This window comes from Burkholderia sp. MR1-5-21 (assembly GCF_053427715.1).
In genome coordinates this window covers 1-16,381 of the sequence record NZ_JBSAXD010000060.1, presented here as the reverse complement: position 1 = coordinate 16,381, position 16,381 = coordinate 1, and the positions used below count along the sequence as shown (strand labels likewise).

Annotated in this window: 15 protein-coding genes and 1 pseudogene; 5 read left to right on the top strand and 11 right to left on the bottom strand. The window is 62.8% G+C overall.

Annotated elements, in window-relative coordinates; all coding sequences use genetic code 11:
- A partial coding sequence (locus ACV229_RS39845) for an NAD(P)/FAD-dependent oxidoreductase (RefSeq protein WP_448088536.1) occupies positions 1-1,310 on the top strand: 1,310 nt, incomplete at its 5' end.
- 513 nt (positions 1,311-1,823) lie between these two features.
- Positions 1,824-2,660 carry a cysteine hydrolase family protein gene (locus tag ACV229_RS39840; RefSeq protein ID WP_448088535.1) on the top strand — a complete coding sequence of 279 codons (837 nt, stop codon included), beginning with the start codon at positions 1,824-1,826 and terminating at the stop codon, positions 2,658-2,660.
- A 40-nt stretch (positions 2,661-2,700) separates the two neighbouring features.
- On the opposite strand, the gene ACV229_RS39835 is transcribed toward ACV229_RS39840, so the two are convergent.
- The gene (locus tag ACV229_RS39835) at positions 2,701-3,606 is read right to left on the bottom strand and encodes an NAD(P)-dependent oxidoreductase (protein WP_448088534.1); all 906 of its coding nucleotides are present in this window, start codon (positions 3,604-3,606) and stop codon (positions 2,701-2,703) included.
- Positions 3,607-3,711: 105 nt separating this feature from the next.
- Complete coding sequence (locus tag ACV229_RS39830) at positions 3,712-4,695, bottom strand: aldo/keto reductase (protein ID WP_448088533.1); 984 nt, start codon at positions 4,693-4,695, stop codon at positions 3,712-3,714.
- 137 nt (positions 4,696-4,832) lie between these two features.
- Between ACV229_RS39830 and ACV229_RS39825 the strand changes: the two genes are divergently transcribed.
- Positions 4,833-5,735 (top strand): LysR family transcriptional regulator, encoded by a 903-nt coding sequence (locus tag ACV229_RS39825; RefSeq protein ID WP_448088532.1) that lies wholly within the window; start codon positions 4,833-4,835, stop codon positions 5,733-5,735.
- A 48-nt stretch (positions 5,736-5,783) separates the two neighbouring features.
- On the opposite strand, the gene dctA is transcribed toward ACV229_RS39825, so the two are convergent.
- Positions 5,784-7,145 (bottom strand): C4-dicarboxylate transporter DctA, encoded by a 1,362-nt coding sequence (gene dctA / locus ACV229_RS39820; RefSeq protein ID WP_448088531.1) that lies wholly within the window; start codon positions 7,143-7,145, stop codon positions 5,784-5,786.
- A 156-nt stretch (positions 7,146-7,301) separates the two neighbouring features.
- Positions 7,302-8,468, bottom strand: coding sequence for a mandelate racemase/muconate lactonizing enzyme family protein (locus tag ACV229_RS39815; RefSeq protein ID WP_448088530.1), 1,167 nt, complete (start codon positions 8,466-8,468; stop codon positions 7,302-7,304).
- A gap of 115 nt (positions 8,469-8,583) precedes the next feature.
- Here ACV229_RS39815 and ACV229_RS39810 point away from each other — a divergent pair, with 115 nt between their 5' ends.
- Both ACV229_RS39810 and ACV229_RS39805 read left to right on the top strand, forming a co-directional pair.
- Positions 8,584-9,510, top strand: coding sequence for a LysR substrate-binding domain-containing protein (locus ACV229_RS39810; RefSeq protein ID WP_448088529.1), 927 nt, complete (start codon positions 8,584-8,586; stop codon positions 9,508-9,510).
- A gap of 230 nt (positions 9,511-9,740) precedes the next feature.
- Entirely contained in the window at positions 9,741-10,199 is a 459-nt protein-coding gene (locus ACV229_RS39805; protein WP_448088528.1) for a hypothetical protein, read from the top strand.
- A gap of 190 nt (positions 10,200-10,389) precedes the next feature.
- On the opposite strand, the gene ACV229_RS39800 is transcribed toward ACV229_RS39805, so the two are convergent.
- The 7 genes and pseudogenes from ACV229_RS39800 to ACV229_RS39770 all read right to left on the bottom strand — a co-directional run.
- The gene (locus tag ACV229_RS39800) at positions 10,390-10,773 is read right to left on the bottom strand and encodes a hypothetical protein (RefSeq protein ID WP_448088527.1); all 384 of its coding nucleotides are present in this window, start codon (positions 10,771-10,773) and stop codon (positions 10,390-10,392) included.
- 248 nt (positions 10,774-11,021) lie between these two features.
- The gene (locus ACV229_RS39795) at positions 11,022-12,434 is read right to left on the bottom strand and encodes an efflux transporter outer membrane subunit (RefSeq protein ID WP_448088526.1); all 1,413 of its coding nucleotides are present in this window, start codon (positions 12,432-12,434) and stop codon (positions 11,022-11,024) included.
- Positions 12,435-12,449: 15 nt separating this feature from the next.
- Positions 12,450-13,454, bottom strand: coding sequence for an efflux RND transporter periplasmic adaptor subunit (locus ACV229_RS39790; protein WP_448088525.1), 1,005 nt, complete (start codon positions 13,452-13,454; stop codon positions 12,450-12,452).
- Positions 13,455-13,473: 19 nt separating this feature from the next.
- A complete protein-coding gene (locus tag ACV229_RS39785) occupies positions 13,474-14,217 on the bottom strand; it encodes an ABC transporter ATP-binding protein (protein WP_448088524.1) in 744 nt (247 codons plus the stop codon).
- 4 nt (positions 14,218-14,221) lie between these two features.
- A complete protein-coding gene (locus tag ACV229_RS39780) occupies positions 14,222-15,361 on the bottom strand; it encodes an ABC transporter permease (RefSeq protein ID WP_448088523.1) in 1,140 nt (379 codons plus the stop codon).
- Between the two features lie 68 nt (positions 15,362-15,429).
- Complete coding sequence (locus ACV229_RS39775; protein WP_448088522.1) at positions 15,430-16,026, bottom strand: TetR/AcrR family transcriptional regulator; 597 nt, start codon at positions 16,024-16,026, stop codon at positions 15,430-15,432.
- A gap of 134 nt (positions 16,027-16,160) precedes the next feature.
- Positions 16,161-16,254: pseudogene (locus ACV229_RS39770) on the bottom strand (IS6 family transposase); the annotation flags it as partial.
- Between the last annotated feature and the right edge of the window lie 127 nt (positions 16,255-16,381).

Here is a 16,381-nt window from a genome sequence, read left to right as displayed (position 1 = left end):
AAGCCAGCGCAATGAACTCATTGAAACGCGATTCGAGCCGACCTGACGTGTTGATTATCGGCGGCGGGCCCGCTGGTGCGACGGCGGCGGCCTTCCTGGCGATGAAAGGACGCGACGTTGTGCTCGTGGAGAAGGAAGCGCATCCGCGCTTCCATATCGGCGAAAGCCTGCTACCACGTAACCTCGACATTTTCGAGCGGCTTGGCGTTCTGGATCAGGTACGAGAGATCGGTGTCCATAAGCCGGGTGCAGAGTTCGTCTCGGACCGTACGGGCCGCAGCTGCGCGTTTCCGTTCGAAAACGCACTGAATCGAGACCGTACGCACGCCTGGCAAGTACGGCGTGCGGACCTTGACGCCTTGTTGTTCAGACACGCCGTCGCGCGCGGGGCTGAGTGTTTCGAGCGTACTCGTGTCACGCAAGTCAAGCTGGACGATGCCGGCGGACGTCACGTCGTGTCCGCGCAGGACGAATCGGGCGGCACCCGCGAATGGCATCCGCGCTACGTGCTCGACGCTTCGGGCCGCGATACGTTTCTCGCGTCGCGGATGAAGGTCAAGACCTCGAACAAGTACAACAACACGGCGGCCGTTTATGCGCATTTCACTGGCGTAGAGCGTCGAGAAGGCGAACTCGCGGGCTACATCAGCATTCATCTTGCGGAGGATGGCTGGTTTTGGCTGATCCCGCTACCCGGTGACACAATGAGCATTGGCTTTGTCGGCAATCAATCGGCGTGGAAAGCGCGCAAGGGAACGCCGACCGATCTGCTGACCGAGCGTATCGCTTCGAGCCCGACCGTCGCGGCTCGCGCGCAAGGCGCACAGCGCGTGTCGGACGTCTACAGCACGGCCAATTACAGCTATCGCGCGCGAGAGGGCAACGGTAACGGGTTTCTGATGATCGGCGATGCCTACGGATTTGTTGATCCGATGTTCTCGACAGGCGTATTGATGGCGATGATTGGTGGAGAACTCGGCGCGGAGGCCGCCCACGTCTGGCTCGACGATCCGACACGAGGAAAAAAGCTTGCGCAAGCAGCCAACCAAGAGCTGTCAGAGGCGATGGATCGGATCAGTTGGCTGATCTATCGAGTGAACGATCCTGTCATGCGTACACTTTTCATGGCTCCGTCCAATCGCCTGTGGATGCGAGACGGCATCGTCAATCTGCTGGCAGGAAATCTTCGGGGGAGCTGGCGCGCCGCACTCCCGGTGATGTGCTTCAAGGTCGTATATCACGTGCTCTCGGCACTGCACCGCCGTGGAATCGAGATTTCGCTGCCTGAGATGCCCGCGCCTGGAGCCTGATCGGACTGGCTACCCGGACCCGCTCGGTAGCGACCGCTTGCCGATTGCGCATCGGACATTGCCGAAAGCACCGGCGACGGACCGCAATGGGTCGGGGTGTGAGTTCGCTGATGCAGAAAGCTGACGTTCGGCTGCGCGACGCCGCCGCTGTCAGCAATCCGCCACATTGCTGACGTAGAACCCAGCCCGCCCCAATGTCCGCAAAGGCCGATGACGGAGCGTTCGTCTTTGACAATCGGACGGCCGGCTACGGAGCAAAGCCGACGCCTGAACGTCCGATCGGCGATGCATGTGAACGGCGGGTTGTGGCCGGACTCGCAAGCTCGAAGTTGGTCGAAGGTCGCGCTTTGGCACCGGCCGCCCAACTTTCGCCGTCGACCCGTTGCTGCCGGTCGAGGCCTTGAGGCTGATTGGAAGATGACGTGCCAATGAAAGCGCAATAGCACTCAAGCGCGTTCAGCGACAGTGGGCAGACACACGGCGCAATTCAACAATCACGCGTCGCGTTATGCGATGTCGACACCGGCACGGCACGTGACAATGAACGCCATTGTACGACGCGGCATCGCGCTGCGATGCCGTTGCCAAGCCGCTTCTTTCCTGACGATCGACATGCACGGAGTGTGTATGCATCAGCCTCCATTCGGACGTGCACCACACGACCCTTTGTGCGCAAAGATCCCCGATATCGATTTCGCGGATCGCGCAGCGACGGCGCTCGTCGTCATCGACGTCCAGTACAACGATGCCGCGGCGAACCGCGGCTGGGTGAAAGCGTGCGAGGCGCTGTCGCCAGGCTCGATGCGCTATTACATCGATCGGCTCGAGAACACGACACTCCCGGCGATCCGCACGTTGCTCGATGCGTTCAGGCGGACCAACCGTCCGGTGGTGCACCTCGCGATCGGGTCCGACTATCGGGACATGCGGGACTGCCCAGCGCGCTTTCGCGAATGGACGCGTGCGCTGGAAGCCGCGGCGGGCATCGAGGACATGTGGTGGACCGGGAATCCGGACTATGCGTTCCGCGACGAAGTTGCGCCGTTGGAGGGCGAGACCGTGATTCGCAAGACGACGCAGGGGGCGTTCAACGGCAGCGAGATTCAGAACGTCCTCGATCGCATGGGCATCCGGAATCTGGTGTTCACTGGGGTCGTCACGAGCTGCTGCGTCGAGACCACGGCGCGCGACGCCGCCGACCGCGGGTTCGGCTGCGTCCTGGTCTCGGACGCGTGCGCAGACACCGATGAGGCCATGCACGATGCGGCACTCACGAACTTCGAGCTTTATTTCGGCAAGGTCATGTCGCGCGCCGACCACCTCGTGCAGTCGATGATCGAAGGCCGCTGACGAAACGAACGAAAGCCGGCGCGGCGCGAGCGGGTTTCTCCTAGCCCTCCACGAGGGCGTCCTTGCGCTGCCCCGCCGCGGTCAACGCGCAAAGTGCAACGGCGGACCAGTCGTGCTCGGCGCCAATACCTTGCGAGCGCACTGCAAGAAAGCGATCGTGAACAAAGCTTGCAAGCGGGAGCGGCACACCGAGCGCCTCGGCGGCCGCCAGCATCAGGCGATTGTCCTTCTGGCCGAGCGGCAGCGAGAATCCGGCCGGCTGGAACTGCTGCGTCGCGATCATCGAACCATAGATCTTGTAGGGCGGCGCGTTGAAGTTTGCGTTCGTCAGGAGTGTGACGAAGTGCAGCGGATCGATTCCCGCCTTGCCCGCCACCGCGCATGCTTCGCCCAGCGTCTCGATGACCACGGACAGCATGAAGTTGCCGATCAGCTTGACGAGGTTCGCCTGCGAGGGATCGGTCCCGACGATGCCGACGGACTGGCCCAGCTCTTCCAGCAACGGCACCGCAATCTTCAGGTGTTCGTCCGCGCCTGCGGCCATGATGAAGAGCTTTCGCGCCGCCGCCGCGTCGGGCCGCCCAAATACCGGGGCCGAGACAAAGCCCGACCCGGCGTCGACATGTCGGGCTGCAAGAGCCTGAGCCGTATCCACGCCGATCGTGCTGAGCGAGATGTGCACCGCGCCAGGTCTGAGCCCCGCGAGGATTCCATTCTCGCCGAGCGTGACCGAGGTCAGCGCCGCATCGTCAGCGACCATCGAAAATACGACGTCGGCCTGATGCGCGGCCTCCGCAGGGCTCGCAGCGACCGAGGCCACTGCCCTGCTCAGGGGTTCGGTGCGCGCGGCGCTGCGGTTGAATACGTGCACGTCGTGCCCGGACTCGACCAGGTTCATGGCGATCGCGGCGCCCATCGAGCCAAGCCCGACAAATCCAATCTGCATGATGAAACTCCAGATAACCAACCACGTTGACAAGGCAGCACATTGGCAACGCCGCGGTGGCGGTCCAGGCCGCCCGATTGCGTTGCCCGCAACTGCCACTCGGCACTAGCGCAGCGGAGGCGCCATGAATTCCGGCCCGACCGGATCGGTCACATGCTGTTCGAGCAACGCGTCGATGTCCGCCATGTCCTGTGCGCTCAACCGCCATCCGATCGCATCGCCGATGCCGCGCAACTGGTCCGGGCGACGCGCGCCCCACAGCGCGATCGTGGGTCCGCGGTCGAGAATCCAGCGGATCGCCAATGCCAGCACCGATTTGCCATGCCGCTCGCGGGCAAAGTCCGAGAGCGCCTCGACGGCTGCCAGGTATTGCGCGAAACGCGGCTGCTGGAACTTCGGGTCCGTCTTGCGCAGGTCATCGCCATCGAATACGGTGGACGCGTTCATGCGCCCGGACAACAGACCGCGGCACAGCGCGCCGTAGGCCAGCACGACAAGCCCTTGCTCGCGTGCGTATGGCAGGACATCGGTGTCGATCGCGCGCTCGAACAGGTTGTACGGCGGCTGGACTGTCGCGAGCTTTGTCGCCGCCGAGAATGCGTCCATCTGCCGCGGAGCGAAGTTGCTGACGCCGACGGCCAGGATCTTTCCTTCCACGCGGAGTTTTTCCAGTTCGGCCGCGGTTTCTTCAAACGGGACCCGCGTGTCCGGCCAGTGCACCTGGTACAGGTCAATGTAGTCGGTGCGCAAGCGGCGCAGCGAATCCTCGATTTCCTGTCGAATGCGTGCCGGTGTGGCGTTGCGCCGCACGCCGCCAGCGCCCCATTCGAGCGCCGCCTTGGTCGCGATCACCGCATGCTGGCGCATGCCGGCCAGTGCCTTCCCGACCACCTCCTCCGAATGGCCGAATCCATACACCGGTGCGGTGTCGATCAGATTGATGCCGTGGTCGAGCGCGCCGCGAATGGTGGCCACGGAGGCATCGTCGTCGGCTCCGCCCCACATCCAGCCGCCGATCGCCCATGTACCCAGCGCAATGCGCGATGCCGCAATCGGGATGCCTTCAATTCGTATGGTTTCGATATTCATGCTCGTACCCTCCACGGGATGGTTGCCTGCGCGCGTTCGACCTGTACTCGGCCGCCGCACGAAGCGTAAAATCTAGCTCATATGTCGTTGAATTGGATTCAACGAGCCATTTAGGCAAACCACGCCATCTGTCTGCCATGCCCGCTTTCACACGCACCGAACTTGCCGACCTCAATGTGTTCGTCACCATCTGCCGCCGCCGCAGCTTCCGCCAGGCGGCCGTCGAACTGGGGGTGTCGACGTCCGCGCTGAGCCACGCCATGCGCAATCTCGAAGCGCGGCTGGGCGTGAAGCTGCTCAACCGCACCAGTCGCTCGGTGGTGCCGACTGCGGCCGGCAGCGCACTGGCAGAACAGCTCGACAAGGGCTTCGAGACCATCGGCACGGCCATCGACCAGCTCGATCGCTACCGCACTTCGCCGGTCGGCCGCCTGCGTATCAACGTGCCGCGCGACGCGTCGCGCCTGCTGATCAGCCCGATCCTGCCGGCATTCATCGACGCATACCCGGAGATCCAGCTCGACATCACCGTCGACGATCGCCTGGTCGACATCGTTGCCGACGGCTACGACGCCGGCATCCGCTATGGCGACACGGTCGCACGCGACATGATCGCCGTCCCGCTGACACCGCCTCTGCGCTGGGTGATAGTGGGATCTCCCGGCTACCTGGCGCGGCATGGAAGACCGACGAAGCCAGACGACCTGATGCGCCACTCGTGCATCCGGATACGCATCGGCGACAACTCGCTCTATCGCTGGGAGCTTGGCAATGGACGCCAGGCACTCGAACTCGACGTGCCCGGCCCGGTAAGCGCCAACGAGACGGACACGACCGTCGACGCCGCCCTGAACGGCGTCGGGCTCGCTTACTGCCTGGAACGGCGCGTGGCCGATGACATCGCGGCCGGTCGACTTGAAGTAGTCCTGGCGAAATGGGCAGTCGCCGGTCCACCCATGGTCATGTACTACCCAAGCCGGCGGCAGACGCTGCCCGGCCTGCGTCAACTCATCGACATGATCCGCTCGGCCAATACCTGACTGGCGAGGGGCGCAAGCGTGCTCCGAGACGGTTGAATTCGACCCGGGCTAGCGAACGCCGGACCGGATGACAGGTTCCTTCGCCGCGACGGGTTGACCTGCTGATTCCTGTCCGGCCAGCGCCAAAGCATCGACGCCTGTTTCACTGTCGCGATTGAGCACCGCTCGCGCCGTCTCCATGTCGAGCGCCCCTTCCCATCGGGCGACCACAACGGTCGCAATGCCGTTGCCGATCAGATTGGTAACCGCACGGGCTTCGTTCAGGAAACGGTCGACACCGAGCAGCAGCACCAACCCGGACACTGGAACCTTGTGCATGGTGGCCAGTGTGGCGGCCAACGCGACGAATCCTGCTCCGGCGACCCCTGCGGAACCTTTGGAGGTCAGGAGAAGCACGCCGAGCACCAGCAACTGATCCCAGATCGTGAGGTGGATGTTCATCGCTTGCGCAATGAACAGCGTCGCCATCGTCAGGTAAATGGAGGTTCCATCCGCATTGAACGTATAGCCCGTAGGCAGCACCATGCCGACGACAGGTCGCGAACAACCCAGTTTCTCCATCTTGATGAGCATCTGCGGCAGAACTGCTTCGGTCGACGCCGTGCCGAGCGTGATGAGGATTTCGTCCTTGATGTAGCGAAGAAACTTCCACAACGAAAGTCCGCACATCCGCATGACACCTCCCAGTACCACGACCACGAAGATGATCGAAGTCAGGTAAAGACAAAGCATCAACTGACCGAACGATGTCAACGTACCGATTCCGTACTTGCCGACGGTGAACGCCATGCCGCCGAAGGCGCCGATCGGCGCGACGTACATGACGATTCGAACCACGCCGAACATGCCCTGCAGGAACATGTCGAGCATGTCCACGAGCGGCGCGGTGCGTGGCCCCAGCTTCGCGAGAGCGATGGCGAGCAGAAGCGAAAAGAAGATGATGGGCAGTATCTCGCCGTTCGCGAATGCGCCGACGATGCTGCTCGGGACGATGCTCATGAGGAAATCGAGCATCCCGTGTTGCTGCGCCGCATGGGTATAGCCTGCAATGGCCGAGCTTTCGATGCGGGCGGGGTCGATATTCATCCCGCTGCCGGGCTTGATGATGTTCACGACCACCAGGCCGATGGCAAGCGCGATGGTGGAGGCAACCTCGAAATAAAGCACCGCCTTGACACCGACCCGCCCGGCCTCGTGAAGATCACTCATGCGGGCGATGCCCACGACGACCGACGCAAAGATGATCGGAGCAAGCAGCATCCGGATCAGTTTGATGAACAGGTCCCCCAGCGGCTTGAGTTGGGAGCCGATATCGGGGTAGAAGTGTCCGACGAGAATGCCGGCGATGATGCCGATCAGGACCTGTACATAGAGCTTGGAAAGATGCCTTCCGATCGTTGAAACCCGCATGTCTGTCTCCTATGCGTGGCGTCGTGATTAGAATCGGGCGAGCGGTCACAGCGGGGTCAACCGCTGCGGTCGACACCGCCGGATTCCGCCTGCGTCTTGTTGGTTTTCTTGGGACGCTGCGCCGGTCATTTGGGTCGGCGCGGTGGTGCCGGCCGCTTATGCGGACAGCTTCTGCATCTCGGCAAAGAGATCGGCCTTTCCTTCGAAGCCGATCCCGGGCAGGTCCGGCATCGTGATGTACCCGTTGTCGACCTTGACGCCATCCGGAAATCCGCCGTAAGGCTGGAACAGGTCCGGATAAGACTCGTTGCCGCCAAGACCCAGGCCCGCCGCGATGTTCAACGACATCTGGTGGCCGCCGTGCGGAATACAGCGGCTCGGCGACCAGCCGTGTTGACGCAGCATGTCGAGCGTGCGGAGGTATTCGACCAGTCCGTAGCTCAACGCGCAGTCGAACTGCAGCCAGTCGCGGTCGGGGCGCATGCCGCCATAGCGGATGAGGTTGCGGGCATCCTGCATCGAGAACAGGTCTTCGCCGGTCGCCATCGGCTTGTCGTAGTAGTTGCGCAGCGTCGCTTGCAGCTCGAAGTCGAGCGGGTCGCCCGGTTCCTCGTACCAGAACAGGTCATACTGCGACAGCGCCTTCGCGTACTGAATCGCCGTGTCGAGATCGAAGCGGCCGTTTGCATCGACTGCAAGCTTCTGGCCGTCGCCCAGTACGCTCAGGATCGAATCGATGCGGCGCAGGTCTTCGTCGAGCGATGCACCGCCGATTTTCTTCTTCACCACCGTGTAGCCCCGGTCAATATAGCTGCGCATCTCGTCCTTGAGCTTTTCGTGATCCTGGCCCGGATAGTAGTACCCGCCGGCGGCATACACGAAGATCTTGCGGTCCGGCTGACCCTTGCCGTAACGGTCGGCCAGCAACTGGAACAGCGGCTTGCCTTCGATCTTCGCCACCGCGTCCCATACGGCCATGTCGATCGTGCCGATGGCGACCGAACGTTCGCCGTGACCGCCCGGCTTCTCGTTGGTGAACATCGTGGCCCAGATCTTGTGGGGATCGAAGTTGTCGCCGGCATCGTTGACGAGCGAGGCCGGGTCGGCTTCGAGCAGGCGCGGAATGAAGCGCTCGCGCATCAGCGTTCCCTGCCCGTAGCGGCCGTTGGAGTTGAAGCCATAACCGACGACCGGCTTACCTTCCCGAATGACGTCCGTCACGACGGCGACCAGGCTCAGCGTCATCTTGCTGAAGTCGATGTAGGCGTTGCGGATCGGGGAACTGATTGGAACGGTCTTCTCGCGGATTTCAACGATTCTCATGAATGTCTCCTGATGGCATCGCGCGTTGTCGATGCAACGGGCTGTAGGAGCCGCTAGGTTATTCGCGAAAAGTAGCGCTATGATTCACTGAAAGTCACTTCTTTATTAACTTACAGTGAAGACTGACATCGCCTCCCATCTGCAGTTCTTCGTTCTGCTCGCACGACATGGAAACCTTGCTGCAGCCGCGCGGGAACTCGATCTGACACCGCCCGCGGCAACCAAGCGGCTCGCTCAACTGGAGGCCCGCCTCGGCGTCCGGCTCGTCAACCGGACCACGCGCAGCATCAGCCTGACCACGGAAGGTGAAACCTATCTGCACCACGCGACGCGGATTCTGGCCGAGATCCGCGAAATGGAGGATGCAGTTTCGTCGAGCCGATCGGTGCCGAGGGGGCTGCTGCGTGTCAACGCTACGCTGGGATTTGGTCGCACGACGATCGCGCCCCTCGTCTCCGAATTCGCCAGGCGCTATCCGCATGTCGAAGTGCAACTTGACGTCACCGACCGGCCGATCGATCTCGTTGAAAGCGGCGTCGATCTGGCAATCCGTTTCGGTTCGTTGCCCGACAAGCGACTCAACGCGCGACGCGTGATGTCGAATCGCAGGTTCCTTTGCGCATCGCCGCGATATCTGGAACAGCACGGCACACCGACGAGCCTTGCCGACCTGTCGGATCACCAGTGCATCCTCCACCGTCAGAACGACGATGCTTACGGCATCTGGCGCCTGATGCACAACGGCCACAGCGAAGTGGTCAAGGTGCACGGCATGCTGTCGAGCAACGATGGCGATATCGTGCTGGGCTGGGCGCTCGACGGACACGGTATATTGATCCGCTCGGAATGGGATCTTGCGAAGTATCTCGAGAGCGGAAGACTGCGAGTCGTTCTTCCGGAGTTCGTGCAGCCCTCGGCGGATCTCTTTGTCTACTATCCGCACAAGCGGAATCAGTCCGCACGTGCCCGGGCATTCATTGATTTTCTTGTCGAGCGCTTCACGAGCCACCGTACGTCTGCTACGCAGGCCGCTTCGTTGTAGAAGTGCGATGCGCGTGAAGCTCCGTTGCGAAGCTTGGTGGAATGTCTGATTCCCGGTGATGTCCAGTCATTGGCTGTCGAAGGGCAGCCGAACGCGATGCCGATTCTCCGCGACACGCAAATGCCACAGAAGGCGCAAGTGTGTGTAGATTAGGATCTTGTTGCGACCCGCCACGGAGTCTTCGAATCGGTCGCCATCCGCGTCATTCCTGAAGTTGCACAGGAGCCGGCATGAACACGAAGCACAGCAAGAAAGGTCATCTCGAAGCCGCGGCGTCACACCACGAGCAAGCCGCGCGACATCACCGCGAGGCGTCGCGGCATTTCGAGGACGGTCAAGACTTTGCCCACGCCGCACATCAGGCGATGATGGCCCATGGCCACACGTTGCATGCGATCGATCAGGCACACGACGCTGGCGCGCACAGCGCCAATACGCCATCCATAACGCCTCCATCGACCGGCTCAGGCGCAACTGCCGCGGACGTGGCAAAACATCATGCGGCGGCCGTGGAGCTTCACACGCAGGCAGCGCAGCACATGCGCCACGCCGTCAAGCTCTTCGATCAGGATCGTAGCGCGGCCTCCCACGACGCACAGCTGGCGCTCTCCCTTGCACTGCGCGCCTTGTCCCATGGCAACGAAGCAGCCAAACTATTTGTCAAGCTCGCTGCCAGTGGTGCTTCGTGAGTCAAGGTTGGTTGAATTCAAGCCAGTCACATCCTGTTTGGTGGGGTATTCGGACTGGTGCGGTCCCCGCTTATAGCGCGTATCGAGCGCGCCGTACAGCAGCCGGTTGTCGCGCGGATCTACGGTGGTGGGCCTCCCGTACCGATCCGCGCATTGCCAGGTATCGCGCAATCCAGCGTGCTGCTCGCGACTAGGCCGTTCGTTCCAGCAGGTCTGTTGCGAAAGACTTCGCATGCGCTACGGCCTCTTGCGCGTCGACGAATACACCGAGCTGCTCCCAGTGCTCTTCGGCCGCGTACGTTCCCTTCACACCGAGCGCCCTCTGAACGCGCAATTGCGCTGCGTATCTGCCGTCCTCCAATGGTCGAGCAGTCGCTATTACCTTGTGCGGAAGGTCGGATCTTTCCGGCTGAACCAACTCGACAGGACCGCCAGGTACGCCGATATCTTTCAACTCGTTCCTGGCTTTGCAGTCCGGGCAGTAGAAGCACCACCCGTCGTCCTCGTGATGGGACCTGACCTGCCCACGAGCCAGCACGGCGCGACATTCAACGTTTTCGCAGATGAACGGCATAGCAGTCTCCGGAGTTGTTTGGAAGAAATCCTAGCATGTTCGCCGACGGGCAACCATCGGCATCGATGCCGCGCCTGAGGCTGACGAAACCGTCAATGACGCTTCCTGGCCGAACCCGGAAGCTCGAAATCGGTCGGCAGTCGCGCTCTGGCACCGGCCGCCCAACTCCCGCCGTCGACCCACTTCGGCCATTCGACGCAACTAGAACTCAATGACGGCTTCTGAGTGTCGAGCGGTCATCCGGACATTCATAGCCCCGCCGGCTGTACAGGCGGATCTTGCCAGCCGCCACCGAGCGCGCGATAGAGCGAAACGGCGCTCACTGCGGCGTCGGTCTGGGCCTGAACCAGGTCGCGCTGCGTGTCGAGCAGTTGGGTGTGGGCGTCGAGGACGGACAGAAAGTCTGCCTCGCCTGCCTCGTACAAGGCCTGCGCAAGCGTCGACGAACGCCGCGCCGAGTCGACAGCAAGCGTCAGGCGTACACCGCGCTCCCGTTGTGCACGCACATCGGTGTAGGCTGATTCGACGTCCTGCAATGCATTGAGCAGCGCCTGATCGAACGCGTATTCCGCCTCGCGCAGTGCTGCGTCGTGCGCGGCGATGTTCGCGTGAATGCGCCCTGCGTTGAAAAGCGGCCAAAATATCCCCAGCCCGAGATTGAAAAGGTGGTCCGTTACCGGCGGCATGCCGCGATAGGTGAGGCGATCGATCGACCCGCCGAAGGACAGCGTGAATTTGGGCAAAAGATCGGCTTTCGCGGAGCCCAGATTGGCCGCGGCCGCGTCGATGCGGCGCGCGGCTCCGCGCAGATCCGGGCGTCGTTCCAGCACATCGCCCGGCGCGCTGCGCGGCAGCGGGGGCGAGACCGGCGGGATCGCCCCCGCGTCGAGCAGCGTGCGTTCGATCGATTCCGGCGGGTCCCCGCTGAGCACGGCCAGCGTGCCCAGATGATCGTCGATCTGCTGCTGCACCCCGGGCACTGCGGCCTGGGCCTGCTGAAGCTGTGTTTGCGCCCGGGCCACGTCGAGGTCCGTTGCCAGGCCAGCCCGATAGCGCACTTGCGTCAAATGCTGTGTGTCTGCACGCACCGCGATATTTTCGTCGAGGATTGCGCGCTGGCGTTGCAATCCGCGCAACTGCATATAGGCAGTTGCGACGTTCGCCATCAGCGCGACTTCGAAATCGCGCCGCGCCTCATCCGTCGCTTCGGCCTGCGCGGTCGCGGCGAGCGCGGTGAGCTGGTTACCGCCAAAGATGTCGACGACCCACGTTCCACTCACGCCAGCACCCACATCGGACGCGATCCCTACGGGCGGGGGCAGGTGCGACCGTTGTCGGCTCGCGTTTGCGCCGACGTCCAGTTCCGGGAACAGGCTGCTGCGGGCGATAGTGCTCTGCGCGCGTGCCTCGCGCGTGCGCTCGATAGCGGCTTTCAGATCGTAGTTGTGCACCAGCGCCTTGTCGAGAAGCGCACGCAGTGGCGCGTCCGCGAAGTTGTCCCACCACTGCACGAGGGCGACAGTATCGTCGCCGGCGTTCGACGCACGCCATGCGGACGGCAAGCGCGACGCCGCGGCAGCAACGGATTCATTCTTCGGCATGCTGACGCAACCACAGAGCGCAAGCAGCGCGAAAACGGCTACGAGCCTTGGCGAAGTCACGGCGCGCTCTCCTGGTCAATTAAAGGCGCGGTCCCCCGCGGACGCCGTGGAGGTGCCGGTACCCGTCGGACGGATCGGCATCGCCGGCGCATCGATATACACGTCCATCAGTTCGCCGTCGTAGACGATCTCCGTGCCGACGATGCGGTAAATCACCTGCAGCACTCGCGTGTCGATCCGCTCGGCGGTATCGCCGGACAGGTTGCGTTTCGGTATCAGGCGCGGCTCGAGCCGGACGAATTCCAGCGGGATGCGGCGGGTGGCGTCGCCACGGGGCGACGCATAGGCGCTCCGATCCGGCGCGAAACGTGACGCGTCCTCTTCGGCCACGTCGACGCGCACATGCATGGCCGATGTGTCCCCCATGACCACAAGCGGAGATGGGGCTGGCACTGTCGCGTATTCGCCGGGGCGAATGTTGACCTTGAGGATCTGACCGTTGATCGGCGCAACCACTACCCGCCGCGTGAGGTCGCTGTGGGTCTCAGCCAGCGCCGCAGTGGCGCGCGCCAGCGCGGCGCGGCTTGCCGCAAGCTGTGCCTTGGCGGCATCCACTGCGATTCGGCGGCGCTGCAGGTCCTCCTCGCGGATCGCGCGACGGTCGCTGACGCTTTCGATCAAGGTCAGCTGGACGCGTGCATCCGCCAGTGCCGCTTCGCCGACCGCCAAAGCGGCCCGCGCGTTGGTCACCTCTGCCTCTCGCACCGGGATTTGCGCGGCAAGCTCGCGGCTGTCCTGCTCCCACAGCACGTCACCGGCGTGAACATGCTGCTGCGCCTTGACCCGTACCGCGATTACTTGCCCGGGCACGACTGGCGCCACTCCGATGTCCTCGGACTTCGGCTCGACCAGGCCCTCGGCGCCGATCGAGCGCGCGAAGCTGCTTGCCGGGGGCGCGGCCGGGGGCGCGGTGTGCTGTTTTCCCTGAATGTTCTTCGCCACCAGCATGCCGCCGCCGACGAACGACACGATCGCCACACTGGAAAGAATCATTTTCAGGCTGGGTATGTGCAAGGACATGGCGAGCTCCTGGCGGGCTTCACTGGTTGGCGTCGGGAATTCCCGGCGGCCGGACGACGGTGGTCCCGTTACCGTTAGCGCGGCGCACGATGCGACCGTCTTCCATGTAGGTGATCGAGTGTGCGAACTCGAAAATGCGGTTGTCGTGGGTGACGATCACCACGGCTCTGTCGGGGGAGATCGCCACGCCGTGCAGCAGCTCCATGACGGCGCGGCCGGATTCGGCGTCGAGTGACGCGGTGGGCTCGTCGCACACGATCACGCGCGGTTCGTTGATCAGCGCCCGCGCGATGGCGACACGCTGCAACTGACCGCCCGACAGCTCGACCGGCATCGCGTCGGCGCGCGCACCGAGCCCAAGCTTCTCCAGCAATGCACGACCGCGCCCGGTGGCGGCACGGCGTGGCACCCCTGCAGCGAAGAGCGGCACCGCGGCGTTCTCCGCGGCGGTCAACGCCGGCAGCAGGTTGTACTGTTGAAATATGAAGCCGATGTTTTGCAGCCTGAACGAATTGGCCCGCGCCCCGCGCAGCGCATGCAACGCTTCACCGAGGATCTCCACGGTGCCGGCAGTCGCGTCAAGTAGCCCCGTGAGGACCATCAGCAGCGTGGTCTTGCCGCAGCCGCTCTGCCCGACCAGCATGCTGATCTCGCCAAGCGGTACATCCCAGTCGACGCCGCGCAGCGCCCGCACTGCAGTCTCGCCACCGCCAAACACCTTCTCGAGCTGACGACAACGCACCGCATATTCTGTAGTACTCATGGATTCATGCCCGGAACACGATCGCGGGCTCGAGCAGCAGCACCTTGCGGATACTAAGAAGGCTCGCGAGGATAACGACCACGAAGATGACAACACCGACGCCCACCGCGCTCTGCCACATCAGGATGATTCCGCGCGTTGCGGTCTGGTGCAGGGTCACTTCGAAAAACGTCGCGCACAACCCCAGGCCCAGCCCATACCCGATGGCCGCCACGATCAGTGCCTGCAGGACAATCAGCCCGATCAGGCGCCGGTTGGACACGCCGATCGCCTTGAGCGCTCCGAATTGGCGCAGGTTTTCGATCGTGAAAATATAAAACGTCTGGCCGGCGACGACCGTGCCCACGATGAGCGCAATAGCAATCGTGATGCCGAAGTTGACAGGTATGCCGGTATTTCTCAGGTAGTAATGCATTGTCTGCCAGAAGAAGCCGTCTTGTGTCGCGGCTCTCAGGCCGGTCGCCCGGCTGATGCGCTCGGCGAGCTGCTCGGGGCTGACGCCCGGCTTCGGTGCGGCCAGCACGACGGACAGATATCGGCTCTCGCGCCCGATCAGCTGAACCGCGAGGCTGTAGCGCGCGTAGATGACGGGGAAGGTGGTAAAGGGTGCGCCGGCATCGGAAATCGCGCCGATGATCACGCGATGGTCATTCATCTCGAGCGTGCGACCAAGCTGCAGCGGCTGCCCGGGAAAGAAAAAACCATAACCGGCCTTGTCGATCACGATCGTGTCGGGCTGCCGTAGCACCTCCATCGAGCCGAGCACGATTTTGCGCACCGCCCCGGTCAGCGTCGCATCGTCCACGCCCATCAGCACGCACTGCCGGAACGTACCGTCGGCCGCTTTGGCACGGGCCGAGCCTTTGTACAGCGGCACCGCCCAGCTGACGGCGTCGACACCGCGCACCCGGAACAGCTGATTGTCGGTCATCGGCGCAATCTCGTCGGCGTACGGCGTCTTCGGGTCCATGACCCAGACCGGGGCGTCGGCGACGTCCAGGATCTGGCTGCCGGTGCGCGCCATGATGCCGGCAAAGATCGAGGTCTGGTTCATCAGCAGAAACGACGCGAATGCGAGCGAAAAGACGAGCCCGAACAACTTCGCGCGATCTCCGAACAGCATTTGCACGGCGACGTACTTCATGATGGCGTGACCTAAAATATGACGAATGTCATAATTTTTACTAGTAAAGACCGTTACAGATGAATGGGTCAGTCCCGGGAAAAATTCGCAGAGAAAAAACTGCGGGCCGCCGCGAGCAAAGCGTCGCTTCTGCTCCGGTTGACGATCACGCGGGACACCATTAGCACTCCAGACATCGAGGAGAGCAACAAGTCCGCTTTCTGCCGTTGCTCACTGGCGCTCTGGCCTGGCACGTAAGGTGCAATCTGGTCAATCATCCGGGTTGCGCTTGCGATGAAATCCTGACGGGTCTTCCGGTCCCGACGTGCGACCTCGCTTGCCAGCGCAGCCATCATGCAACCCGCTTCGGGATGATCGCGATGCCAAGGGCTGAGGTACGCGTTGATGAACGTCTGCAACCGCTCTCCTGGCGCGGCGGCGCTTACATGCTCGAGGAGCCGCCCGGTGATGGCTTCGAACCCGTCGCGACTGGCTTCTGCGAGCAGCGCGTCCTTGTCGGAAAAGTGGAAATAGAACCCGCCTTGCGTGAGCCCGGCGCGCTGCATGATGTCACGCACGCCGACGCCGTCGATGCCGCGTTCGCGATAAGCCGCTGCGGCCGCGCTGACAATCTTGCGGCGCGTCCTTTCGCTCTTGGCTTCCGGAATTTCGCGTCGGTTCGTCATGACAATGCCTCGCGGTGCGTCGCTTCAATACTAGGACAAGAGAAAAATATTACAAGCGACCGATTTTAAGCACCGCCAGGTGGTATCAGGTCGTGGCACCGCTTGCTCATGCACACGGGGTTTGAGGCGCAGTGGAGCAGGATGTCAAGCTCGGCGCCATGTTCGTTCGACCGCACGCCACAAGAGGTACGGCTCGCCGCGCAGCGTCACGAACATCTCCTCGAGGTACCTTCGGTGGTAATCGAGCGCAGCGTGCAACCTGAAACGGAATTCGCTTTGCATTGGATACCAATCGAACGACCGCATTCTGGAGAAGAACCGACGTTTGATCGTCCGCCCTACCGTGGAGACGAAC